The sequence below is a fragment of the Deinococcus aquatilis DSM 23025 genome, from assembly GCF_000378445.1.
In the GTDB taxonomy this organism is placed as follows: domain Bacteria; phylum Deinococcota; class Deinococci; order Deinococcales; family Deinococcaceae; genus Deinococcus; species Deinococcus aquatilis.
In genome coordinates this window covers 1-22,650 of record NZ_KB899718.1, presented here as the reverse complement: position 1 = coordinate 22,650, position 22,650 = coordinate 1, and the positions used below count along the sequence as shown (strand labels likewise).

Sequence of the window (22,650 nt, the reverse complement as noted above, 5' to 3'; positions counted from 1 at the left end):
CTCTTAACTGACATGCCATTCAAATGGGTTTCTATCGTCCTACTGATCTGCCCACCTCTGCTGATCGGCTGTCAGGCCAGGAAGAAGACTCCGACTAACCCACAGATTCAGATGTTTCAGCTTGAGCCACCGGATGACGTATGGCACCGTGTTGCCCGGAGATTTGTCAGGCAGCTGCCTCTGACTTCTACCATCTTGGTCTTTCCTGACTCTGTTCGGGTCAAAGATTACCGAAATCTGATTCTTTTCAATACTTTCAACCATACTTCCCATTTAATCGGCCAGCCTCAATATGACAAAAACAGCATCAGTTTTCATTTTCCGAAAGATTGGATTTCAGATTTTACATACAAAACGAAATATCTGATTCTCTCTACCGATAACGCTAAACCAGAAAATTCGGAACGCCTGAACATTGCTGAGATCTATACCGAGGAAGAGCCGATAGAATTTGAATGGCTGTCATCGACCCTACAACTTGGAACAGGGCGACCTGTCATCAAGGCACAGCTCAGAAACGCCACGGGCTTTCAGGTGTCTGGTGGTCAGTTCAAAGCTGAATTGGTGTGCGACCAGCGGTCCGCTCAGGCGCACAGGGCCGTCTCTTTTTCTGCCGATCTGACCGCCTTCGGGCCTCAAGAGTCCAGGGAAATAGTGCTGAACACCGACAGGCAAAACGACTTCCGATCCGACTGGCTGGCGGATGTGCCTTTTCAGAAATGCCGAAACCACGCCATCCAGAGCACTCTTTTCCGGCGCTCTGTCCTGCGGGTCGCTTCTTCAGACTGAATTGCTTGCCCTAGCCCTGCGGCAGCACCACCAACCGTCCCTCATGCCGGAGGACCTGCGCCTGAATGCCGTAGGCGGTGTGCAGCAGCGCCGGCGTCAGCACCTCTGCGGGGGAGCCAGCCGCCAGCACACGGCCCTCATGCAGCAGCAGCAGGGCGTCGGCACGGGCAGCCAGATTCAGGTCGTGCAGCACGGCCACCACACCGAGGCCGCCCGCGACTTCGCAGCGCACGTAGCGCACCACGTCCAGCGCGTAGGCCAGGTCAAGGTGGTTGGTGGGTTCGTCCAGCAGCAGGAACCGGGGCTGAGAAGCCAACGCACGGGCCAACGACACCCGTTGCCGTTCCCCGCCCGAGAGTTCGGACACGCGGCGGTGTTCAAACCTCAGGGTATCGGTGCGGGTCAGGGCGTCGGTGACGGCCAGTTCGTCGGCGTCCGTCCAGGGGCGGGTGGGAATCAGGCCCCAGCGCCACGCCCCCGCGCCCCGACCCAGTGCCACCACATCGCGCACCTGTGCCGTGTCGGGCAGTCCTTCTCCCTGCGCCAGATAAGCCAGCGTCTGGGCACGCGCTGCACGGGGCCAGTCTGCCAGCCTGCGCCCCAGCAAGCGCACCTCGCCGCGTTCGGGGGTACTCAGGCCCAGCAGCGCCCGCAGCAGCGTACTTTTGCCCGCACCGTTGGGGCCAATAACGGCAGTAAATACGCCCGCCGGAAAGGTGGCATTCACGTCTTGCACGGCGGCGAATGTTCCAGCCCGGACGTGCAGGGCGCGGGCTTCGAGGGTCTGGTGTTCTAGGCTCTGGGGTTCTGCGGTTTGGGGTTCTGGGGTCTGAGCTACTTGGATTTGGATGTCTTGGATTTCAGTCACCTCGCTTTTGGGGGAAAAGAGGCAGGGCAAAGGCCATCACGTTGCTGACTCCCAGACGCCCTTCCTCCCCCTCAGTCACTGCGCCCACGCGCCAGCAGCCACAGAAAGAACGGGCCGCCCAGCAGGGTCGTGACCACGCCCACCTGACTGAGAATGGTGGTGCGCGACAGCAGGTCGGCCAGCACCAGCAGGGCCGCGCCCGCCACGGCACTGACTGGCAGCAACACGCGGTGGCCCGCACCCCACACCAACCGCACCAGATGGGGCACCACCAGCCCCACAAACCCGATGATGCCCACATAAGCCACCGCCGCCGCTGTGGCTGCACTGGCCGCCAGCACCACCAGCAGACGCAGGCGCTCTACGGGCACGCCGAGGCTGCGGGCGGTCAGGTCGCCCAGTTGCAGGGTATCCAGCGCACGGGCCAGCGCCATCAGCACGCCGCAGCCGATGACCGCGTAGGGCAGCACCGTGACCACATCGCGCCAGCCGCTGAATCCGAGGTCGCCCAGCGTGTAGGCCAGCACCTGCCGCGCCCGGTCTTCGCCGCGCAGGATCAGAAAGGTGGTAAAGGCGCTCAGGACGCTGCCCACCACCACGCCCGCCAGAATCAGGCGCGTGGGCGGAAAGCGCCGCCCCTCCCGCGAAAGGGCCAAGGTGGTGCCTACCGCTGCCAGGGCAAAAGCCAGCGCCGACAGCGGAATGCTGGAGCGGGGCCAGCCCGCCACAATGCCCACGGTGGCCCCCAGCGCCCCGCCACTGGCGACGCCCAGCAGGTAAGGATCGGCCAGCGGATTGCGGAACACGCCCTGAAAGGCCGCCCCACAGACCGAGAGGCACGCGCCCACAATCAGGCCCATGACCACGCGGGGCAGCCGAATCTGCCACACGATGATGTCGTTTCCGCTGAGTTCGGCCCCGCTGCCGAGGCTCAGCAGCCCGCGCCACAGCGCTCCCAAGACCTCGCTGGGAGGAATGAACACGCTGCCGAGGCCCACCGCCAACACGATAGACGCCAGCAGCACAGCCAGCAGCGCCAATGTGCGCGGCAGCAAGCGCCGGGGCGGGGGAATGGATCGTGGATCGTGGATCGTGGAGAGCACCTTATTCCTTGAGGGGATTGAAGCAGAGGTTTGGAAGAGGATTTTTGTAAGTGGTCGGTGGTTAGTGGAAAAAGCGTGTGAGCACATCATCTCTGAATGGCCCTTCCCGCTTTTCCCACGTTCCACAATCCACGTTCCGACCACCACCCCTTACTTGAACAATTCCGGGTGAACCAGCCGCGCCAGTCCACGCAACGCTTCGGGCAGGCGGGGACCGGGGCGAGACAGGATCGTGTCCAGTCCGGCGGGCAGGGCCACTACGCGGCCTGTTTTGACTGCGGAGGTGGTGTTCCAGCCGGGGCGGGCAGCCACCGTTTTGGCATCCACACCCAGGATCAGTTGGGGGTTGGCCTTCACGATAAATTCGGGATCGACCTTGGGAAAGTCGCCCATGCTGGCCGGAATGATGTTGCGTGCGCCCGCTTTGGTCAGCAGCACACCCATAAACGAATTCGGGCCGATGGAATACGGCGTGGGGTCAATCTCCAGATAGGCGGTAGGCTTTCTGACCACGTTTTTGGTCAGGATTTCGATCCGGGCAATGTCCTGACGCATCTTCAGCACCAGCGCTTTGGCCTGCGCTTCGCGGTTCACGAGGCGGCCCAGCAGCAGCGTTTTGCCGAACACTTCGTCATAGGTTTCGGGATTGATGGCAATGACCGTAATTCCGGCCTGTGTCAGCGGTTCGGCCAGCTTGCCGTACTGACTGATCAGCACCAGATCGGGCTTGAGGGCCACCATCGCCTCTATGTTGGGATTGTACAGGCCGCCCACTTTGGGCAATTTGGCGGCCTGCTGGGGATAATCGGTGTAGTCGTCCACGCCGACCAATTTGCTGCACGCGCCGATGGCACACAGCGTTTCGCTGGAACTGGGCAACACGCTGATAATGCGCTTGGGTTCGGCCTTCAGGGTCACTTTGCGGCCCAGATCATCGGTGATGGTGATGGGGTAGGTGGTCGCCGAAGCCGAGGCAAACAGGGCCAGAGCAGAGGTCAGAGCAAAAGCTGAAATCATCTTCATGGTGGATCTCCCTTATGGGCAATCCTCCGCAGAATAAAAAACGCCCCGACATGGGGGCGAAAAGTGAACACGTCCGGGGCCGCTTCCCACACATGGGAGCCTTGCCCTAAAGCGTCCCTCCTTTCCGCGAGAGGTGTGGCCGCATGCCCGCGCACTATGTCTTGACATCGGGGTCTTGACACTCGGCGCGGGGCAGGGACAGGCAGGGTGTTCGGACTTTGCCGCCAATAGAAATCAGGGCTTTACCGTTGCGCGACAGTGCCGGACTGTGCTGATTTGTTGACCATGCCAACTGCTCAGCAGTCACCGGACTTCCCCCACGCCTATCCGGGGCAGTATACGGCGCACGGGTGAGAGGGGGCTGCCCAGGGGTCCAAGGTGCTGGGACAGTGAGCGCCAGCGATTGCCCTTCTCAGACCCCTAACCCCCAGACGGCCTTTTCTGCCCCTTAAATCTTCTCTCCTACCGGCTGCGCCAACTCTGCCAGCCGCTCGCCCACTTCCACAGTCAGGGCCTTGATGCCCCCGCGTGAGGGGATGGGCGGGCCAAAGCGCACGATCCAGCGCCGCCCCACCCGGCTGATGCCCACGGGCAGGATCGGGGCGCGGCCTTTGGCGGCAATCAGGGCCACGCCGCCGTGAAGTTCTCCGCCGCCGCGTGTGCCCTCGGGGAAAATGCCCACCGTGCCGCCCGCTGCCAGGATTCGCACGCTGGTTCGCACGGCCTTCACGTCGCTGATGGTGCGGTCTACCGGGTAGCTGCCGCCCGCCGTGATCAGCGGCCCCGTGATCGGCCCGAACAGTTCTTTTTTGGCCATGAACTGCATGTAGCGCCCCGGCGGGAAGGCGCGGGCAATCAGAAACGGATCGAGGCCGGAACGGTGATTGGCCGCCACCACCAGCGGCGTTCCGGGCGGCGGCACATGCTCGCGCCCATGCACCTCCAGATGCATTCCGCTGAGCAGGACGGGCAGGTAGGTGATATCCACGACGAACCGGTACACGCGGGGATTGACCACCGGGGCCAGTTCCGCTTCCTTGGGCTTGGTGGCTGGTGCAGAAGATGAAGTGTGGGCCGAAGCTGAAGAATCAGCCTCCGAGCGGGCCGTGTCGGCACTGAATCTGTCGGCACCCGAATGAGAAGAAGGGGCGGAGTCGCTCATAAGGGGCAGCATACCCGCGCTAGGCGGTTTCGTCTTCCTCATCTCTCTCTTCATCATCTGCGTCAGGGTCTTCCCCGCTCTGGGTCTCGGGAATTCCGACCAGTTCGGTGCCCCAGCTTCCGGCCAGCACCGCCCGCACCGCCTCTATGCGCCCCACACAGGCGGCATAGGCGGCTTTGGCCTCGTCCAGCAACGGCAGCACGCGGTCAAGGTCGGCCTCACCCGATTCCAGTTCGGCGGCAATACGCGACAATTTCGCGTAGGCGTCGCGGTAGCTGAGAGCGGCAGAAACGTCAGGCATAGGCCAGATTCTAGCGCCGCAGCAGGTTAGGCTGAAATCTATGTCACAAAGCCCCACGCCGCCAGAATCTACACCCCCGAACTTTACGGCCCCGGACTTCACCCACTTCGACCTGACCTCTCTGCCCGCCTCTGCCTGCTACAAGTTGGTCACGGGCGTCGTGGTGCCTCGCCCGATCGCCTGGGTCAGCACGCTGGGAGAGGGCGGGCACGTGAACCTCGCGCCGTATTCCTTCTTTGGCCTGATGGGGTCCGATCCGCCCGTGGTGGCCTTTGCCCCCGGAGACCGCGCCGATGGCGTACCCAAAGACACCGCGCTGAATATCGGCTCGGGCGGCGAATTCACAGTCAATCTGGTGTCGGCGGAGTTGGCGACCACCATGAACGCCACCGCCACCGACTTTCCTCATGGCATGGGCGAGGCTCACGCGCTGAACGTGCCGCTGGCAGACGGCATCAAGGTGCGCGTGCCGCGTGTGGCCGCCAGCCCCGCCGCGCTGGAATGCCGCGAAGTGCAGACCATCCTGATTGGCCGCACCCGCATCATTCTGGGCGTGGTTCTGGGCCTCAGCCTGCGGACCGACGCCGTGCAGGACGCCGAACGCCACCACGTGGATACAGGCGCACTGGACCTGATCGGGCGCATGGGCGGGCGCGGCAGCTACGCCCTGACGCGGGAAACGTTCGTCATAGACCGGGTCAGTTACAGCGATTGGGAAAAGCAGCAATAGGTTGTAAAGGGTGGGCTGTCGGGAAATGCTCCAGAGAAGACCTGTTCTGTCCCCGTTACAGGAACGCGCCACCATCTGCATGAGAGCCGGGTGGTAGGCTCCGGGGTGGTTATGGATACTTTTGACGTGATGGTCATCGGCGGCGGCCCAGCAGGATATGTGGCCGCGATTCGCGCCGCGCAGTTGGGCTTTCGTACCGCCTGCGTGGATGAATTTACCCGCAACGGCAAGGGCAGTCTGGGCGGCACCTGCCTGAACGTGGGCTGCATTCCCAGCAAGGCGATGCTGGATTCCTCCGAAAAATTCGAGATGATCCAGCACGACGCCGCCGATCACGGCATCGACGTGGACGGCGCACGCGTGAACCTCTCCAAGATGCTGGCCCGCAAGGCTGGCGTCGTGGACAAACTGACGGGCGGCGTGGCCTACCTGTTCAAGAAAAACAAGATCACCTCGTTTCACGGGCTGGGCCAACTGGTGCGGCAAGAGGGCGAAGGCTGGGTCATCAATGCCGCCGGAACCGAAGTGCACGCCAAGCATGTGATCGTGGCGACGGGCAGCAGCCCCCGCGCACTGCCGCTGGCCCCGTTTGGCGGCCACATCGTGGAAAACAGCGGCGCACTGGAATTTTCCGAAGTCCCCGCCAAGCTGGGCGTGATCGGCGCGGGCGTGATCGGCGTGGAACTGGGCAGCGTGTGGCGGCGTCTGGGCGCACAGGTCACCATTCTGGAAGCCCTCCCCGGATTCCTGATGGCCGCCGACGACGCGATCAGCAAGGAAGCCCTCAAGCAGTTTCAGAAGCAGGGGCTGGAATTCCACTTCGGCGTGAACATCACGGACGTGCAGCAAGACGGCGCGGGCGTGACTGTGACCTACACCGAAAAAGACCAGACCGTGACGGCGCAGTTCGACAAGCTGATCGTCAGTATTGGCCGCGTGCCGCATACCGCTGGGCTGGGGGCCGACGCCGTGGGGCTGGCGCTGGATGAACGCGGCTTCGTGAAGGTGGACAGCCACTACCGCACCAACTTGGCGGGCATCTACGCCATCGGGGACGTGATCGGCGGCGCGATGCTGGCCCACAAGGCCGAGGAAGAGGGCGTGGCACTGGCCGAAATGCTGGCCGGGCAGGCCGGACACGTCAATTACGACGTGATTCCGTGGGTGATCTATACCAGCCCCGAAATCGCGTGGGCCGGTCTGACCGAAAAGCAGGCCAAGGAGAAGGGCCACACCGTCAAGACCGGACAGTTTCCGTTCAGTGCCAACGGACGCGCCCTCGGACACGGCGACCCTCGCGGCTTCGTGAAAGTGGTGGCCGATGCCCAGACGGACCGCCTGCTGGGCGTGCATATGGTCGGCCCAAATGTCAGCGAACTGATCGGGGAAACGGTGGCGATCATGGAATTCGGCGGCAGCAGCGAAGATCTGGCCCGCACCGTACACGCCCACCCCACCCTCAGTGAAGTGGTCAAGGAAGCGGCCCTGGCTGCCGACAAACGCGCCCTGCACATGTAAAGCGGGCGGCGGGCTGTTCGGAACACAGGGACTTTATGGCCCCGAAATCCGAATGGCCCGCGCCCAGATTGTGTCTTTTCGCGGGGTGGGGTTGACGTTTCCTCGCTGGTAACGCTATAGTTCCGCCTGTCCGAAAGGACGCCTTGAGAGGCAGTCAGCGAAGCTTCATGCATGGATCAAACTGATCTCTGTAGAACGCCGAGCAAACTGAAGTGGTGTGGCCCCATCGTCTAACGGTTAGGACACTACCCTTTCAAGGTAGCGATACGGGTTCGAATCCCGTTGGGGTCACCAACCTAAACCTCCGCCTCGGCGGGGGTTTTTGCTTTATCTGACTGCCCATGTCTGCTTTGAGATACGTTGACCTTCGGCTGTCCTGCATGTGCTCTGTGCCATGATTCCGGTGTGAAAGCCATCATCCCCGCTGCCGGACTGGGTACGCGCCTTCGTCCGCTGACCTTTACGCGCCCCAAGCCTGTGTTGCCTGTGGCCGGAGCGCCCATCATCGTTCATGCCCTGCACACGCTTCAGGCGGCGGGGATCACCGAGGTGGGCATCGTCGTCTCGGATGCCACCCGCGAGGAAATCCGGCATGTGCTGGACGGCCTGCCGAATATGCAGATCACCCTGATCAACCAGCACGAGCAGTTGGGCCTGGGTCACGCGGTCCTGACGGCACGCGAGTGGGTAGGCAACGAGGATTTCTGTGTATACCTGGGCGACAACCTATTCGAGCATGGCGCGAAGCCTTTCACCGACGCTTTTACGGCCAACCGTCCCGCCGCCCTCATCGCGTTGGTCGAGGTGGCCGACCCCACCGCCTTTGGGGTGGCCGAACTGGACGGCGACAACCAGATCAAGCGGCTGGTCGAAAAACCCAAAGTGCCGCCCAGCAATCTGGCCGTGGCGGGCCTGTACTGCTTCACGCCCGAGATTTTTGAGGTACTGGACGGGATGCCGCCTTCTGCACGCGGTGAATACGAGATCACTGACGCCATTCAGGGCCTGATCGAGCGTGGACGGCGCGTGGTGGGCCAGCGCGTGGAGGGATGGTGGAAGGACACAGGCCGCCCCGCCGACCTGCTGGATGCCAACCGCCTGCTGCTGGAACGCATCGAATCTGACCTACAGGGCGAGGTGACCGATTCGCGCCTGACAGGCCGCGTCGTTATCCCGGCTTCCTCCAGGGTGGTGCGGAGCAAGATCGTGGGGCCTGTGCTGCTCGGTGAAAACGTGCTGATCGAGGACGCCTATATCGGCCCTTTTACCAGCATCGGCAGCGGCACGGTGGTCCGAATGGCGGAAGTGGAACACAGCGTCATCGACACGCAGGCCCAAATCGAGAACCTGAATACACGCCTTCAAGACTGCCTGATCGGGGTCAAAGCCCAGGTGCGGGGCGGGCGCACGCTGCCGCGCACACACAAACTGACCATTTCGGACGCGAGTTTGGTGGAATTGGCGTAATGATGGGGCAGTGACCGACTTCCACCTGCTGCCCCCAAATTTGCCCGCGCCTGTGGATGACGGAACCTGCGATCACCTCACGGGCCTGACGTTTCCTTCGGTGAGGTTGCCTGCCACAGACGGAAGTTTCGTCGATATCGCCGCGCTCTCAGGCCGTACCGTGCTGTATGTCTATCCGCGCACAGCCACGCCGGGAATGCCGCTGCCGCAGGACTGGGACGTCATTCCGGGGGCGCGGGGCTGCACGCCGCAATCGTGCGCCTTCCGGGATCACCACGCCGAATTGCAGGGACTGGGAGCCAGGGTCTTTGGCCTCAGCACCCAGACCACGCCCCAGCAGGCCGAGGCTGCCGCACGCCTGCATCTGCCTTTTCCGCTGCTGTCGGATACAGCGGGCGAGTTGGCGCGGGCGTTGCGGCTGCCCACTTTTGAGGTAGAGGGGCAACGGCTGCTGCGGCGCGTGACCCTGATCATCAGGGACGGTGGAATAGAGAAGGTCTTCTATCCGGTGTTTCCACCCGACCAGAACGCACAGGAAGTCCTGAATTGGCTTCAGCAGCAGGCCTGAGCCTGCCCAACACCTGAAACGGATTCCCCCCGCTCCTAAGTCTTCTGGCCTGCTGCATCGTGCCCAGTGCCCGGTAAAGTGGGGCGCTGCGCCCTATCATACGGAGATGAGCGATACGCCCCGGATTCACCTTGGTTCACTGCTGCGTACGGCGGGCGACGCCCACGCAGAAGGCGAACTTGACCACCTGACCTACTTGCAGGGCGACCTGACGCAGACCCTTCAGTTTGCCGAGCCTGCCCCCTTCGACATCGAGATCAACAGCCTCGAGGGCGACGAAATGTACCTTCAGGGCACCTTCGAGCCGACCCTGATCATGGAATGTGCCCGCTGCCTGCGCGAAGTGCCGGTACCGCTGGAGATCGAACTCGGAACGCTGATGCGCTACGACCCCGCCGTGCAGGAACCCTTTTTGGAGGAGGCCGACACGGGCGAGGAAATCCTGGTATTCGGCGACCCCGACCTGAACCTGAGTGCCTACCTTGCCGAAACGACCCTGCTGGCCGCGCCCCTGAGTGTGGTCCACGACGAAGCGTGCAAGGGCCTGTGCCAGGTGTGCGGCCATGACCTGAACGAAGGCCCCTGCGAGCATATGGCCCAGGTTCCAGTCGAAGAAATCGACGACCAGTTGGGCATTCCCGAAGGAACGACGCACGCCAGTCAGAACCCGTTCGCGGCCCTGCGCGACCTGAAGTTGTCCGACGATTGATGGCTGACTCTTCAGCGCCCGAACTGACGCACTTCAGGGACGGCTTGCCCCGCATGGTGGACGTGACTGATAAGGCCGCCACCACCCGCACCGCCACCGCCGAGGGCTGGGTACGCCTACCGCCCGAGGCCCGCGCCGCACTGGAAGCGGGAACCAATCCCAAAGGCGATCCCCTCACGGTGGCGCGGTTGGCAGGACTGGCGGGCAGCAAGCGCACCGCCGACCTGATCATGCTGTGCCATCCCATTCCGGTCACGGGGGCCGACGTACAGGTGACGCTGGAAGCAGCGGGCGTGCGGGTCGTGGCAACGGTCAGAACCACCGCGCCTACCGGTGTGGAGATGGAAGCCCTGACTGCCGTGACCGTGGCCGCCCTGAACGTGTACGACATGCTCAAGGCGGCCAGCAAAGCCATAGAGATCACCGGAATACGCCTTCTGACCAAGACGGGCGGCAAGAGCGGGGATTACGTGGCTGCCCCAGCAGACTGAGAAAGGCGTCCGGTGATCTGGGACAGCTCGGCGCTTCCCGGTCAGGCGGGAACCCGGCGCAGTGTTTTAACGTAGAAGGAACGTATGGGCGCGGAGCATCTCAACTCACTTCATTCGGTCGCGGCGGGCAACCCTCCGGCGTGGCTGGAGTTGCTGCACCGTGAGGCGGAAGATGAACTGACACCGCAGGAACGCGCCGAGTTGGAAGCCCTGCACGACCACCCGGAAGTACAGCAGACGCGGGCGGTCCTGACGAAGATCACGGCGGTGCTGTCTGCGCTGGAACGTCCCGCACCACCGGGCAGTGTGGCCGCAGCCGTGACGCATGACATCAGTTGGAGCCTGCGTTTTGACGGTGCTGACCTACAACCCCCTGCCCTGCCTGCATCGCTGGCCGCACAGATTGCCAGCGATATTGCCTGCTCGGGCCAGTTGATTCCCCCTCCCATCCCCCACTCGGTGGCAGCGGCAGTCGTTTCTGGCGTGCGCGTCAGTGCGGCGCTGGAAGCCACTCCCGCCCTGCCCCACAGCCTCGCCGCCGATGTGATACAGGACATCCGGGCTTCTCGCTGGTTGGTTCGGGACACCGCAGTCTCACCCCGCAGCCTCGCCACCGAAATCGCTTCGGATATCGCAGCCTCGGCCACTCTGAGCCGCACTGCGCCGCCCGCTGTTCCTTCGGTGGCGGCGCGGATTACGGCCCGGATTGCTGCGCCGCCCGTTCCCTCTGCGCCCATTCCATCTGCCTCTGTTCAGGCGGTGCCTTCTGCGTCCACCTTCCTGACTCAGCCGCAGGCCAGCAATCCTGCACCGCTGCTGCTGGTCTCGGCCCTGCTGGTGGGCCTGATCCTGCTGGCGATCACTTCGGCCTGGCCCAACCTGGCGGCGGGGGCATTGGTCCTGCAAACCCTGTTGGCGCAGGTATCACCGCTGGCAGGCGTGGGGCTGGCGCTGCTGCTGGCAACCAGCGCTCTGGTCACCTGGCGGCCCCGGCCCACCGTGCAGCGGTTTGGGGCAGCGGCGTTTGCGCTCTCAGCCGTACTGACAGTTCCCGCCGTGTACAGCGTGGCGGGGCGCAGCGGCGTCACCTTCGGCCAGAACATCACGGTCAGTGGTCCGGTGGTGGGCAACGTGATTGCGGTGGGCGGTCAGATCACCCTCACGGCCAATGCGGTGGTCAGCGGCGAGGTGGTCACGCTGCTGGGTGATGTGCGGCGCGACCCCGGCGCACAGGTAGCGGGCCGCGTGAATGCCCTGCTGGGCCGCGCCCCCGGCGACAGGAACGCCCTGCAAACCCCTCCCCCGGTGGGCATCGGCATGGCGACTGCCGCCGCATTCCGCCCCGTGCTGGGCTGGCTGGGCGCTGCTGCATGGCCGCAGGTCTTCCTCACCCTGACAGGCGGCGTGCTGCTGCTCCTGTTCGTGGGCGGAATGGCTCCGGCACTGGCGCGGCGGCAACGTCATGCCCCAGTTCGCACCCTGGCACTGGGGGTACTGGCGTTGGCCGCTCTGGTCGGTCCCGCCTTCGGCCTCGCACTGGCCGGAATGCTCGGCCCCGCCCTGATTGCCACTGCCCTCGCTGCACTCCTGATCGCCACGGGCCTCAGCGTCAGCGTGTACGATCTGGGCCGTGCGGTGGCCTACAGGGTGCGCCTGCCCGTGCCGGACGCAGTTGGGGCACTCGTAGGCCTGAGCAGCTTTGCTGCCTGTCTCAGCGCCCCCACATTGGCTTTCGTACTGGCCCTGATCGGCGGCACGTGGGGTGCGGGAACCCTGTTGCTGACGCGTGGGCAGGGCACCTCCAAGCCAGAAACGGTGTGGGTGGACGCGGCCTAAGACAGAGGGCAAAGGGAAGCCGACACCTTGCGTGAGCACAGGCCTATAAAATCAAAAGTCCATGAAGAAGGGCCAGAAACTCGACGTTTCCGGCCCTTCTTCGTTATTTGGAATCCCAAACCAATCTCAAGTGCTCGAATTGGCTCAGTTCAGGATGCGTTTCAGGTGCAGGTAGATTTCGTACCAGTCCTGCTTGTCGCGGGGGCGCTTGCCACGCAGTTCGATGCGGGACAGGGTGCGAACCCAATCGGGCGTGATTTGCGGCCCCAGCGTGGGGTCGGCCACCAGATCCGATAGACCTTTGGGCAGGGCTCCTTCTGTGGACGCGCCGTAAAATTCAACCCCTTCCAGCAGATCGTGGACCGTGATGGCGTAAGCCCCGGCCAACGTTTGCAGGGTCTCCAAACTGGGGTTGGTGCGCCCGCGCTCCAGATCGCTGAGGTACGGAACGCTGATTCCGGCGGTCTCGGCAATGTCCTTGAGCCGCAGCCCGCGTTCACTGCGGAGTTCGCGAAGTCGTTCGTGCAGTTTCATATGTCACCTCCTAGGCTGCGGCGTGCGTATCGGTGGGCTTCTGGGACCACACGACACGGTTTGCCTGGGGATGCGGTCGCTTGAAGGGGCGCGGCAATTGCGTTTGCCTGTGAGCAGAATCAGGCATCCTTGGTCGGAGTGTAACACCGCTTCCCGCTACGGTCAATACAGAATGTGGCCTCATGCTTCTTGCCAGCTCGGAGCCGCTCTGCTATTATCGTAATCAAGAACAGGATTCGCCGTCCAGACCCCGGCCTTACCGGCACCAACTCAGCAACACTCTTCAGTTGCCTCGCAGCGCCCTACCCGCTGGAAGGAGTACCTCTATGCGTGCCCTCGATATCATTGCCGAAAGCATTCGTGTCGGCTTTGTGCATCCCACGACCGTCAAAAATACCCTGATCGAAGCCGAGAACGAGGGCGGCCTGAGCGCCGTGCGCCGGATCGAGCGCCAGCTGAGCCTGGGCACCAACGCTCTGCGCGAACGTCAGCATCCGCATACCGCGCTGGCCCAGACGTGGCTGAGTGCCAGCCGGGCCTACCTGATCACGCAGGCGGAACGCAAACACGCCGTCTGACTGAATAAGAGATAAGAGAAGGCCAGAGTTTGGGGGATTCCCCACTCTGGCCTTCTTTCCAATTCTTTCCACCAATCACTCTCAGCTCAGGCCGTAAATTCCCTCGTACTTCTCGTGCAGGTAAGCCACATAGGGGTCGGCAGTCAGCGGGCGGCCCGTGGCAGCCACCGTGATCTGCTCGGGCGTGAGGCTGCGGCCATGTTGATGCACATTCTCGGTCAGCCATGCCAGCAGCGGCGCGTACTCGGCCTGATCGATCCCCGCAGCGATGTCCGGCGTCTGGCGGGCGGCTTCCAGAAGTTGCACGCTCAGCAGATTGCCCAGCGTGTAGGTGGGGAAATAGCCGATGAGTCCGGCTGACCAGTGCACGTCCTGCAATACGCCCTCGGCGTCATTGGGAGGGGTCAGACCCAGATATTCGCCCATCTTGGCATTCCACGCTTCCGGCAGGTCGGCCACGCTCAGACTGCCTTCCAGCAGCGCCAGTTCCAGTTCAAAGCGCAGCATCACATGAAAGTTGTAGGTCACCTCATCGGCTTCTACACGGATCATGCTGGGATTGACGCGGTTGACGGCGCGGTAGAGCGTTTCGGGGTCGAGACCTGCCGTGACTTCGGGGGCAGCCTCGGCCAGCGCCGCAAAATGGCGGTTCCAGAACGGGCGTGAGCGGGCCAGCAGATTCTCGAACATGCGCGACTGGCTCTCGTGAACGCCCAGACTCGTGCCGCTCGATACCGGGGTACGCTCCCAACGCTCGCCCACGCCGCGCTCATACATGGCGTGCCCGGTTTCGTGCAATGTGCCGAACAGGCAGGCGGGCCAGTAAGGTTCCACGCGGGTCGTGATACGCAGGTCACTGCGGCTGAAATTGGTCTGAAAGGGATGGGCACTCTCATCCTGCCGCGCGAAATCGGACTTCAGACCGAAGGCCTCGCCCGCCATGCGCCATGCAAAAGCTTTCTGGGCTTCGGGCGCGAAAGGACGCGTCAGCACGCTGTAGTCGGCAGCGTCAGGGGCAGCCACGATTCGGCGCAGGAGTGGCAGGGTGCGGTCACGCAGATCGGCAAAGACCGTCCGCACGTGCGCGGCCCGCATTCCCGGCTCGTAGCCGTCCATCAGCGCGTCGTAGGGATGTGCCTCATAGCCCAGCAGATCGGCCTGCCGCCGCGCCAGATCGATCATTTTGGTCAGGTGCGGCGCAAAGGTGGCAAACTCGCTGTGCTTGCGGGCCTCGATCCATGCATGGTGGGCCTCGTTGCGGGCGCGGGACTGCTCCTCCACAAACTCGGTGGGAAGTTTGGTGGCCTTGCCGTGATCCCGGCGCGTGACCTGCACGATGGCCGCATCGGTGGGGTCGGCGGGTTCGCCTACCTCGGTCAACAGTTCGGCGGTGCGGCCCGCAGTAAACATCTCGTGCGCCAAGCCCTCCAGCGTCGCCATCTGCTGCCCACGTACCCGCGCCGCTTCAGCGGGCATCTGCGTTTCCTGATCCCAGGACATCAAACCTGCCGCCGCGCCGAGATCGCTGATCTGTCCCAGACGGCGCTTCAGTTCGGGCAAGGCCAGATCGGGCGAATCGGTAGGGACAGCGGGCACATCTGGCGTCTGGGCTGACGTGTTCGATGAGGTGGTCATGGCCTCTCAGGGTAGCGTGTCCGGGCAAGGATTAGGCCAAATAGCGCAGAGCTTGACACTGATGTCAGGCGGGCTATTGCCACCGCTCCCGCAACTCCCCCGCCTCGTTCAGCAGCAGGGGGCGCACTTCTCCAATCAGGTAAAGGCTGCCGCACACGACGGCCAACGGCTCTGAAAAGCTGTTCAGGAGGGTCAACGCCTCGGCAGGAGAGTCGGTCAGGTGAACGGGCAAGTCCCCAAACAGCGGCGCAAGAAGAGCGGGGTTGGCCGCACGGGGACTCAGCACCGCCCGCGTCAGAATGACCCGCGACGCGAGCGGGCGCAGCGCCTCTGCCACAGCACCCAGATCCTTGTCGGCGGCGGCACCGAAGATGAAGGGCACACCTTCTAGGCCCAGTTGCGGCAACAGGTCGCGCAGGGCGGCGGCCAGAGCCTGTGCGCCCGCTGGATTGTGTGCACCGTCCAGCAGCACGCGCCCACCATTGCCACTGGGCAACACCTCCATCCGTCCGGGCCAGCGGACTGCCGATGCACCTTGCTGGATAGCTTCCCCAGACACACCCAACCGGAAGGCGGCCAAGCCAGCCAGCGCTGCATTTCTGGTTCCATGTGCCCCCAGCAGCGGTGTGCGGAAGCTGAGGCTCCGGTTGTCCGGCAACGGCATGACCACAGCCCAGCCTTCCCAGCCCAAAGATTGGGCCTGTATGTCACCCAGCGCCCACAGATCCGCCCCTTTGCTCTCCAGAATGGGCCTCAGCGCAGGAGCGATATCGGTCACAGCAGGCCGCCCTGCACGCAAAATTCCGGCTTTCTCAGAGGCAATGGCCTCCAGCGTATCGCCCAGAATGTCGGTATGATCCAGCGCCACATTGGTGATGACGCTCAGCACGGGATCAAGTGCGTTGGTGGCGTCCAGCTCCCCGCCAAGGCCGACTTCCATCACGGCCAAAGTCACGCCGGATTCGGCAAATAAGAGACAGCCCAAAGCCGTCACGATTTCGAAGAACGACGCCTCGACTGCCTCGGCATGAGGCCGCACCCGTGCCAGAGCATCGGCCACCGTCTCGGCAGACAAGTCCTGCTCCACCACCCGGAACCGCTCGGCAAACTGTGTCAGATGCGGACTGGTAAACAGGCCAACGCGTTCTCCCGCCACATTCAGGATGGCCGCGAGGGTCGCGGCGGTGCTTCCTTTTCCGTTCGTCCCCCCCACCAAGACCACCCGGTAAGCCTGCTGTGGGTTGTTCAGCCGCGCCAGCAACGCCCGCACCCTTCCCAGACCCGGATGCACTCCAAACCGCTGCCGGGCAAACAGCCAGTCCAGGTCTGAAACCGGCAGATCAGAGTTGGGCAGATCAGGCAGGCTCAAGCTCTGGCTGCAAAGTAGGCTTCAAGCGTGGGCACGACCTGCTTTTTACGGCTGATGCGTGCGCCAAGATCGGCCACCTGCCCCACCGTCGGCACACCGAACGCCTCCTGCATAATTTTTTCTTCTGTAGCACTCAGAACCAGCGTGCGGTTGGACTCGTTCAGAATATCCACGACGCTCAACAGCACGCCGTTCAGCCCATCGGCAGCTTTAACCTGATCCATGGCCGCCAATAATTCGGCCTGCCGCCCGAACACGTAAGCAGGATTGGTCGTTTCAATCACGCCCAGACCCCAACGCTCCACCGTTTGAGGCTGGGCCGGGTCACCAAAGGGAAAGACCTTGTAGTCCATCCTCAGCAGCGTTTCAGCGGGTGTATCACCCAGATCGCTTTTGGCGGCGAACATGGCGAGTGCGTAGGCCTCGACATCTGTCACGCCCGCAATCGGTGCGAGGAAGGCCACTGCCTCCCGGTCTGCCTGAGTGGTGGTCGGGCTACGAAAATGCAGCGTGTCGCTGAGAATCGCACTCAGCATCAGTTTGGCATCCATAACCTCTACAGACAGATGGGCTTCCAGATGCAGCTTGAGAAGCAGTGTGCCGGTGCAGCCCACTGGCTCAAAACGCAGGTAAGCGGGCTGCGAGGTGGTCAGGTCTCCCAATTTGTGATGATCCACCACCCGCGTAACGTCCAGTTCACTCAGGTTGGCAACCGACTGAGCGCTCTCGTTGTGATCCACGAGGGCCACCTTTGAGCCGGGCGCAAGCTGGGGCAGCAGCGGAGGTGCCTCCACTCCCAGCTCACGCAGCACAAACGCCGTCTCAAAGTTCAATTCGCCCAGGCGGTAAGCCTGCGCCTCTGTCCCCTGCCGTGTAAGAAGGCGGGCATAAACCAAGGCGGCGGAGATGGCGTCGGTATCGGGATTCAGGTGACCAAACACAGCAAGCATAATCAGCAGTTTAGCGGTTCTGTGTCACTCTCAACCAAGCAGCCAAGACAGGCAAGCAAAAAGGCCACCCCGAAGGATGGCCTTTGCTGTTGCTGATCCTGAACCGGATGGCTCAGGGAAGAGCGGTTTAGAACTTGAAGGTGTAGTTGACCTTGAAGCCTTGAGCAACGCTGGTAGCGTTGGTGTTCAGGTCGGTGTTGCGGAACACGCCGTAGTTGGCAGCGAGGCCGTTCCAGCTGAGTTGGCCGAATACGCCGTATACCTTACCGTTGGCCGAGCCAGTGTTGTTGCCGCCAAATGCGTTGCCACCGAAGGGGCCTGCGTTGGGGCTGTTGTAGATACGGTCTGCAGCGGCACTATAGGTAGCGCTGACGCCGCTTGCGCTGGTAGCAGAAGCCAAGTAAGTTGCGCCGTTGCCATCGCTTACACCGAAGCCCTGGTAATAAGCACCGCCGATGCTGGCCGTCATGTTAGGAACCAAGAACTGGTTGAAAGTCACGCCGCCCTGAGCAAACAGCTCAGTAGTGCTGTTGGCACGAGGGGTGCTGCCTGCCGTCGTGATGCGGTTGGCAAAGTTAGCAAACACACTGGGCTGAAGAGGTACACCAGTCAAGGGCTGTGTGCTGAGTTTCACACCATATTTCACAGTGTTGTAGGTGGCCGTTGCGCCGACTGTGGCTGCTTGATCAAACGCAGGGGCGTCATTTGTAGTCTTGAACAAGTGGTAGCGGGCAAACGGCTCAATCTTGATGCCAGCCAAGGTTCCACTGTAGCTACCGTAGACTTGGAAGTCATTGGCGGTGGCAGCAAGGGTGTCTGTCGTACTGGGCGTTGCCGTGTTGTCGCGGCGCAGGTCATAGAAGAAGGCGTCGGCAACAGTGAAGGTCAAACCGGGAATCAAAGCGTTGGAGGCTGCACCATCGTGCTTCAGAACGCCGCCAAAAGTACTGGACTCACCAAAAGGTACAGCGGCAGTGTCCATGTAGCTGTAGCCGATGTCGTAGCCACCAGCAGCAAGAGCAGTTCTCGCGCTCGTAGTGTTGGTGGAACGGTTGTAGAAGCCTGTGAGGCTCAAGGCAGCCAGCTTAACGCCCGCAGCAACGCCGAAGCTGGTGTTGCGCTCAGTGGCAATGTAAGGTGTAGAGCTGTCGACGTACGCAGCCAAAGATACCGGTCCGAGGTTGGTTGCGGCAGCTGCACCATAGCCGACTTGGTTTGCACCATAGGGGTAACCATTGGTACTAAAGCGCGTGTAGTACTTGGCGTAATTGCTGGACATGCTGGCTACACCATCGGCATAAGCAGGCTCAATGGCACGGTAGTTCGCTGCAGCCTTCACAATACCCAAGTCAGCCTTGACATCGGTGTAGAAAGCCAAGTCAGCAGCATTAAACGCGCTCTGCAGGGTACCTCCACCGGCCACGAAGTTAGCTGTAGTGCTAGGAATGCTGGCAACGCCAACACCCGTTACGCTTACTGGACCAAACTTGACGTCATAGTCAACGCCATAAGCACTACGGTTGCCATCATTCTGGGCAAAGGCGATACCAACGGTGCCGATTCCACCAGGATTGACACTGGCACGTACCCCGTAGTAGTTACCCTGCAGACCAACACCACTGATGTTCGCTGCAGCGTCGGTTGCACTACCAGCGACGATGGTTAACTTAGGAGCAAGAGGCAGCTGAGTGGCCTCAATGTTGGCTACAATGCCACGACGCTTGATAATGCTATCGGCATCGGCATCGTTGGCAAACAAGTAGTCATTGAACTTGAATTTACTGTCGTACGGCTGGTAAGTAACATCGAACTTCTGTCCACTGATGGTACCGCTAGCGCTGGCGTTGTCAATGTTTACAGTGACATCGCTGGTGCCCGAACCTTCATTGTTGGTGTAAAAGTTGATGGAAGCATTGTTGACCACAATGGCACCGTTGGCAGTAGTCAGGTTGCTGGCATTTACGCCGAAGCTAACACCCGCACCACTGAAGACCTGATTGGCTGTGTCAACACAACGAACATTCGAGTTGTAGTTGGCCAATACGCCATTTGCATCATTGCAATCCGCACCGCTGCTGAACACACCATCAGCGAAGGTCTGACGGGTCAGACGATCAACGTCAAAGTTCTGGGTACCACTGATCAAAGCGAGGCGTCCATAGGTCGCTTCAATGGTGCCGTTCACGCTGAACTTGGGAGCGTTTTCCAGGGTGGTCACGCGGCCAGCAACGCCGGTCACGCGGTTGTCGACGGCGGTCACGCGGCCCGACAGGTTGTCGAAGTCGGTGCGGGTGACAAAGTCGGCCTGAGCGGCTTCGGCGGCGCTGACACGGTCCTGAAGGTTCAGGATGTCCTGGTTCAGCAACACGGTCAGGTCGTTCAGAGCAGCGATGGAGCTGGCGTTGTCGTCAACATCGGCACGCAGGGTGTCGTAGTCGTCGGCGCGGGCGCTCAGTTCGTCAATCTGGGTCTGAATGCCGGTGATGGCGGTTTCGTCGCCAGTAGCACCAGCGAGTTCTTCCACACGGGCTTCGAGGCGGGTGAAGTCGTCGCGGTTGACGGCGTTCTCTTCAAGGTCGCTGACGCGGACGCCGAGGGCGGTCAGGTCGGCGGCGAGTTCCTGAATGGCGTTCTGAAGCGCGGTCAGGTCTTCGGCGGTGATGCCGCCTTCGTTAGGCGCAACAACCACTTCACCGGTACGGATCTGATCCAGCACGCGGGCGATGATCACGGCGGCTTCGTAACGGGTCAGGTTCTGCGTGCCGCGGAAGGTTCCATCGGGGTAGCCGAGGATGATGCCGCGCTCGACCAGACGGTCGATAGCATCTTTGGCCCAGTGACCAGCAGGAACGTCGGTCAGGGTGGGTGCCTGCGCGGGTGCGGCAGGTGCGGTGTCTTGCGCGGCGGCGAAGCCGAAAGACAACGCGGCGGTGAGAACCAACAAGCTCTTCTTCATCATGAAAACCCCCAAAAGGTGTCGCGCGTCGGAAACCTGATCCGGCTCTAAAGATGACGATGGGGCGAGTTGCCGGGTTTCCTCTCCCGAACTAAGGCACCGTGTCATGTCTCTTTCGCGCAACCTGACCGCCCATAACCCTAGGGCCGTGAGAAGTTCAGATCATGGGGATGATACAGGCATGAAGATCTCACGGTCAACCCTGAGAGGGACATAAACATCCATTTTTAGGCCATAACGCGTGTTTCTGACCAACCTGTGAAGGTCTATGAGAAAAACAGTGCGAAGAAGTTCTCACAAATGCAGTTAGCAAGGTCATCGCCAGAGAGAGCAATCCCGAGACACCTGGGGCGGCAATATAGGCAAGTTAAGCGTATGGGACGCTATCTGACCGCTTTCTTACTGTGAGATTAATTTGGGAAGGTTTCTGAGATCAACCGTTGAGTCTGCTGGCCAATCCTTACCTCTCTCATTAAACCGCAATAATGATCAGAATTCGTCTGATTACCTTGTGCCTACTTGATCTTGCTGCAGTGTGGCCTGAAACCAGTCCGGAATCTGCCCCTTGAAGTAGCGTTCAGCCCAGGTGGTGGCCCACTGTCTGAACTCACCCACCGCGATTGCATCCCTGGCCCGCTCGACCAATCGGTGTAAATAGCGCAAATTGTGCAAGGACAGCATCCTCGGAGCCAACAATTCTTCTGCCCGGACAAGATGCGCCAGATAAGCCCGGGTGTAATGTTTGCAGGCATAGCAGTCGCAGTCGGCGTCAATCGGCTCCAGCTGTTTTCTGGGGGCACTAGAGTTCATATTCAATCGTCCATCGTCGGTGAGGGCGTAACCAAAGCGTCCGGTGCGGGTTGGATACACGCAGTCGAACATATCTACGCCCAGAGCAATACCCGCGACCAGGTCTTCCGGATGTCCCACACCCATCAGGTAACGCGGCTTGTTTTCTGGAAGCCGGGCGGCGGTGAAGGCAACTGCTGGATACATTTCTGCCTTGCTCTCACCCACCGCGAGGCCGCCTATAGCGAATCCAGGCGTTTGAAAGGACAGCGTCAAATCCAGACTGTGCTGTCTCAAGTCCTCGTGAATGCCGCCCTGTACGATGGCGAATAGGGCCTGGTGGTCATTATGCTGCACAGCGACGCAACGCTCCAGCCAGCGAATGGTACGTTCCAGACTGCGCGTGATGTATTCCCGCTCTGCTGGAAAGGGTGGGCACTCGTCGAACGCCATGATGACGTCTGCACCCAATGCCTGCTGCACTTCTATGCTGCGTTCAGGCGTCAGTTTAACCATACTGCCGTCCAAATGGCTTTTGAAGGTGACGCCTTCTTCCGTAATTTTCCGCATGTGGCCGAGGCTCATGACCTGAAAGCCGCCGGAATCGGTCAGGAAAGGGCCAGGGTAGGCTGTAAATCCGGGAAGCCCGCCGTGCGCCTTCACCAGCTCTTCGCCGGGCCGCAACATCAGATGATATGTATTGCCCAAAATCATCTGAGATTTGATCTCTATCAATTCCTGTGGACTGATCCCTTTGACTGTGCCCTGTGTTCCTACAGGCATAAACATAGGTGTGGTAACAGTGCCACGTGGGGTGTGAAACTGTGCCACCCGTGCACGACCATCCCGGTGCTGAATCTCGAACTCGAACATTGATTCTATTCTGCCGTACTCAGGCTGAAAAATGGCTCCATCAGTTGACCTACGTATGCTGCTTTATAGATAAGAAGGCACGAAGAAGCCCCCCTCTGATGGAGGGGGGCAAAGTTGGAGCGGGAGACGCGATTCGAACGCGCGACATCTACCTTGGCAAGGTAGTGCTCTACCAGCTGAGCTACTCCCGCGATAAAAAAAACCCCCGCGCTGACCGACTTTTCCGGGATGCTGCCATCCGAGTATCATTGGCGCGGCTGCGTTTCACGACCCAGTTCGGCATGGAGTGGGGTGGGTCCACAGCGCTGTGGGCACGGGGGTGTCTTGGTTTGGGGGACTGCTGAAAAAACAGTGCAAGACGGTGAGAAGAGCTTGAGGGCAGGGATAATGGCGGGGGAGGG

21 protein-coding genes, 2 tRNA genes and 1 rRNA gene are annotated in these 22,650 nt (G+C 61.5%); 10 read left to right on the top strand and 14 right to left on the bottom strand.

What is annotated here, in order from left to right; translation table 11 throughout:
- Positions 1-12 precede the first annotated feature (12 nt).
- On the top strand, positions 13-789 hold the full coding sequence (locus F561_RS0113850) for a hypothetical protein (RefSeq protein ID WP_157451867.1): 777 nt from the start codon (positions 13-15) through the stop codon (positions 787-789).
- Positions 790-799: 10 nt separating this feature from the next.
- Here the strand turns inward: F561_RS0113850 and F561_RS0113845 are convergent, their stop codons facing one another.
- From F561_RS0113845 to xseB, 6 genes are all read right to left on the bottom strand, one after another.
- A complete protein-coding gene (locus F561_RS0113845; RefSeq protein ID WP_026298910.1) occupies positions 800-1,555 on the bottom strand; it encodes an ABC transporter ATP-binding protein in 756 nt (251 codons plus the stop codon).
- Positions 1,556-1,728: 173 nt separating this feature from the next.
- Positions 1,729-2,697: a FecCD family ABC transporter permease gene (locus F561_RS0113840; protein ID WP_019010565.1), complete on the bottom strand. Its 969-nt coding sequence runs from the start codon at positions 2,695-2,697 to the stop codon at positions 1,729-1,731.
- 213 nt (positions 2,698-2,910) lie between these two features.
- Complete coding sequence (locus F561_RS0113835; RefSeq protein ID WP_019010564.1) at positions 2,911-3,783, bottom strand: ABC transporter substrate-binding protein; 873 nt, start codon at positions 3,781-3,783, stop codon at positions 2,911-2,913.
- 154 nt (positions 3,784-3,937) lie between these two features.
- Positions 3,938-4,090, bottom strand: coding sequence for a hypothetical protein (locus F561_RS28890; RefSeq protein ID WP_157451866.1), 153 nt, complete (start codon positions 4,088-4,090; stop codon positions 3,938-3,940).
- Between the two features lie 141 nt (positions 4,091-4,231).
- Positions 4,232-4,945: a 1-acyl-sn-glycerol-3-phosphate acyltransferase gene (locus tag F561_RS25505; RefSeq protein WP_157451865.1), complete on the bottom strand. Its 714-nt coding sequence runs from the start codon at positions 4,943-4,945 to the stop codon at positions 4,232-4,234.
- Between the two features lie 19 nt (positions 4,946-4,964).
- Complete coding sequence (xseB, locus tag F561_RS0113825; RefSeq protein ID WP_019010562.1) at positions 4,965-5,246, bottom strand: exodeoxyribonuclease VII small subunit; 282 nt, start codon at positions 5,244-5,246, stop codon at positions 4,965-4,967.
- 40 nt (positions 5,247-5,286) lie between these two features.
- Between xseB and F561_RS0113820 the strand changes: the two genes are divergently transcribed.
- From F561_RS0113820 to F561_RS29525, 8 genes are all read left to right on the top strand, one after another.
- A complete protein-coding gene (locus F561_RS0113820) occupies positions 5,287-5,976 on the top strand; it encodes a flavin reductase family protein (RefSeq protein WP_019010561.1) in 690 nt (229 codons plus the stop codon).
- A 111-nt stretch (positions 5,977-6,087) separates the two neighbouring features.
- Positions 6,088-7,494, top strand: coding sequence for a dihydrolipoyl dehydrogenase (gene lpdA / locus F561_RS0113815; RefSeq protein WP_019010560.1), 1,407 nt, complete (start codon positions 6,088-6,090; stop codon positions 7,492-7,494).
- A 219-nt stretch (positions 7,495-7,713) separates the two neighbouring features.
- A tRNA-Glu gene (locus tag F561_RS0113810) sits at positions 7,714-7,788 on the top strand.
- Positions 7,789-7,899: 111 nt separating this feature from the next.
- Positions 7,900-8,961 carry a glucose-1-phosphate thymidylyltransferase gene (locus F561_RS0113805; protein WP_019010559.1) on the top strand — a complete coding sequence of 354 codons (1,062 nt, stop codon included), beginning with the start codon at positions 7,900-7,902 and terminating at the stop codon, positions 8,959-8,961.
- A gap of 10 nt (positions 8,962-8,971) precedes the next feature.
- The gene (locus F561_RS0113800) at positions 8,972-9,529 is read left to right on the top strand and encodes a peroxiredoxin (protein WP_019010558.1); all 558 of its coding nucleotides are present in this window, start codon (positions 8,972-8,974) and stop codon (positions 9,527-9,529) included.
- Between the two features lie 106 nt (positions 9,530-9,635).
- A complete protein-coding gene (locus F561_RS0113795; protein WP_019010557.1) occupies positions 9,636-10,238 on the top strand; it encodes a YceD family protein in 603 nt (200 codons plus the stop codon).
- On the top strand, positions 10,238-10,729 hold the full coding sequence (moaC, locus tag F561_RS0113790) for a cyclic pyranopterin monophosphate synthase MoaC (RefSeq protein WP_019010556.1): 492 nt from the start codon (positions 10,238-10,240) through the stop codon (positions 10,727-10,729). Before F561_RS0113795 ends, moaC begins: the two co-directional genes overlap by 1 nt.
- An 84-nt stretch (positions 10,730-10,813) precedes the next feature.
- Entirely contained in the window at positions 10,814-12,565 is a 1,752-nt protein-coding gene (locus F561_RS29525; protein ID WP_019010555.1) for a polymer-forming cytoskeletal protein, read from the top strand.
- 144 nt (positions 12,566-12,709) lie between these two features.
- Here F561_RS29525 and F561_RS0113780 read toward each other — a convergent pair whose 3' ends face one another.
- The gene (locus tag F561_RS0113780; protein WP_019010554.1) at positions 12,710-13,099 is read right to left on the bottom strand and encodes a helix-turn-helix domain-containing protein; all 390 of its coding nucleotides are present in this window, start codon (positions 13,097-13,099) and stop codon (positions 12,710-12,712) included.
- Positions 13,100-13,425: 326 nt separating this feature from the next.
- Here F561_RS0113780 and F561_RS0113775 point away from each other — a divergent pair, with 326 nt between their 5' ends.
- Positions 13,426-13,677: a hypothetical protein gene (locus tag F561_RS0113775; protein ID WP_019010553.1), complete on the top strand. Its 252-nt coding sequence runs from the start codon at positions 13,426-13,428 to the stop codon at positions 13,675-13,677.
- Positions 13,678-13,758: 81 nt separating this feature from the next.
- Here the strand turns inward: F561_RS0113775 and F561_RS0113770 are convergent, their stop codons facing one another.
- From F561_RS0113770 to rrf, 7 genes are all read right to left on the bottom strand, one after another.
- Positions 13,759-15,312: a carboxypeptidase M32 gene (locus tag F561_RS0113770; RefSeq protein ID WP_019010552.1), complete on the bottom strand. Its 1,554-nt coding sequence runs from the start codon at positions 15,310-15,312 to the stop codon at positions 13,759-13,761.
- Positions 15,313-15,385: 73 nt separating this feature from the next.
- A complete protein-coding gene (locus F561_RS0113765; RefSeq protein WP_019010551.1) occupies positions 15,386-16,681 on the bottom strand; it encodes a glutamate ligase domain-containing protein in 1,296 nt (431 codons plus the stop codon).
- On the bottom strand, positions 16,678-17,631 hold the full coding sequence (locus F561_RS0113760; RefSeq protein ID WP_019010550.1) for a manganese-dependent inorganic pyrophosphatase: 954 nt from the start codon (positions 17,629-17,631) through the stop codon (positions 16,678-16,680). Before F561_RS0113760 ends, F561_RS0113765 begins: the two co-directional genes overlap by 4 nt.
- Positions 17,632-17,758: 127 nt before the next feature.
- Positions 17,759-20,590, bottom strand: coding sequence for an S-layer homology domain-containing protein (locus F561_RS0113755; protein ID WP_019010549.1), 2,832 nt, complete (start codon positions 20,588-20,590; stop codon positions 17,759-17,761).
- A gap of 501 nt (positions 20,591-21,091) precedes the next feature.
- Positions 21,092-22,249 carry a tRNA guanosine(34) transglycosylase Tgt gene (tgt, locus tag F561_RS0113750; RefSeq protein WP_019010548.1) on the bottom strand — a complete coding sequence of 386 codons (1,158 nt, stop codon included), beginning with the start codon at positions 22,247-22,249 and terminating at the stop codon, positions 21,092-21,094.
- 115 nt (positions 22,250-22,364) lie between these two features.
- Positions 22,365-22,440 (bottom strand) — tRNA-Gly (locus F561_RS0113745).
- 11 nt (positions 22,441-22,451) lie between these two features.
- A 5S ribosomal RNA gene (gene rrf, locus F561_RS0113740) occupies positions 22,452-22,568 on the bottom strand.
- Between the last annotated feature and the right edge of the window lie 82 nt (positions 22,569-22,650).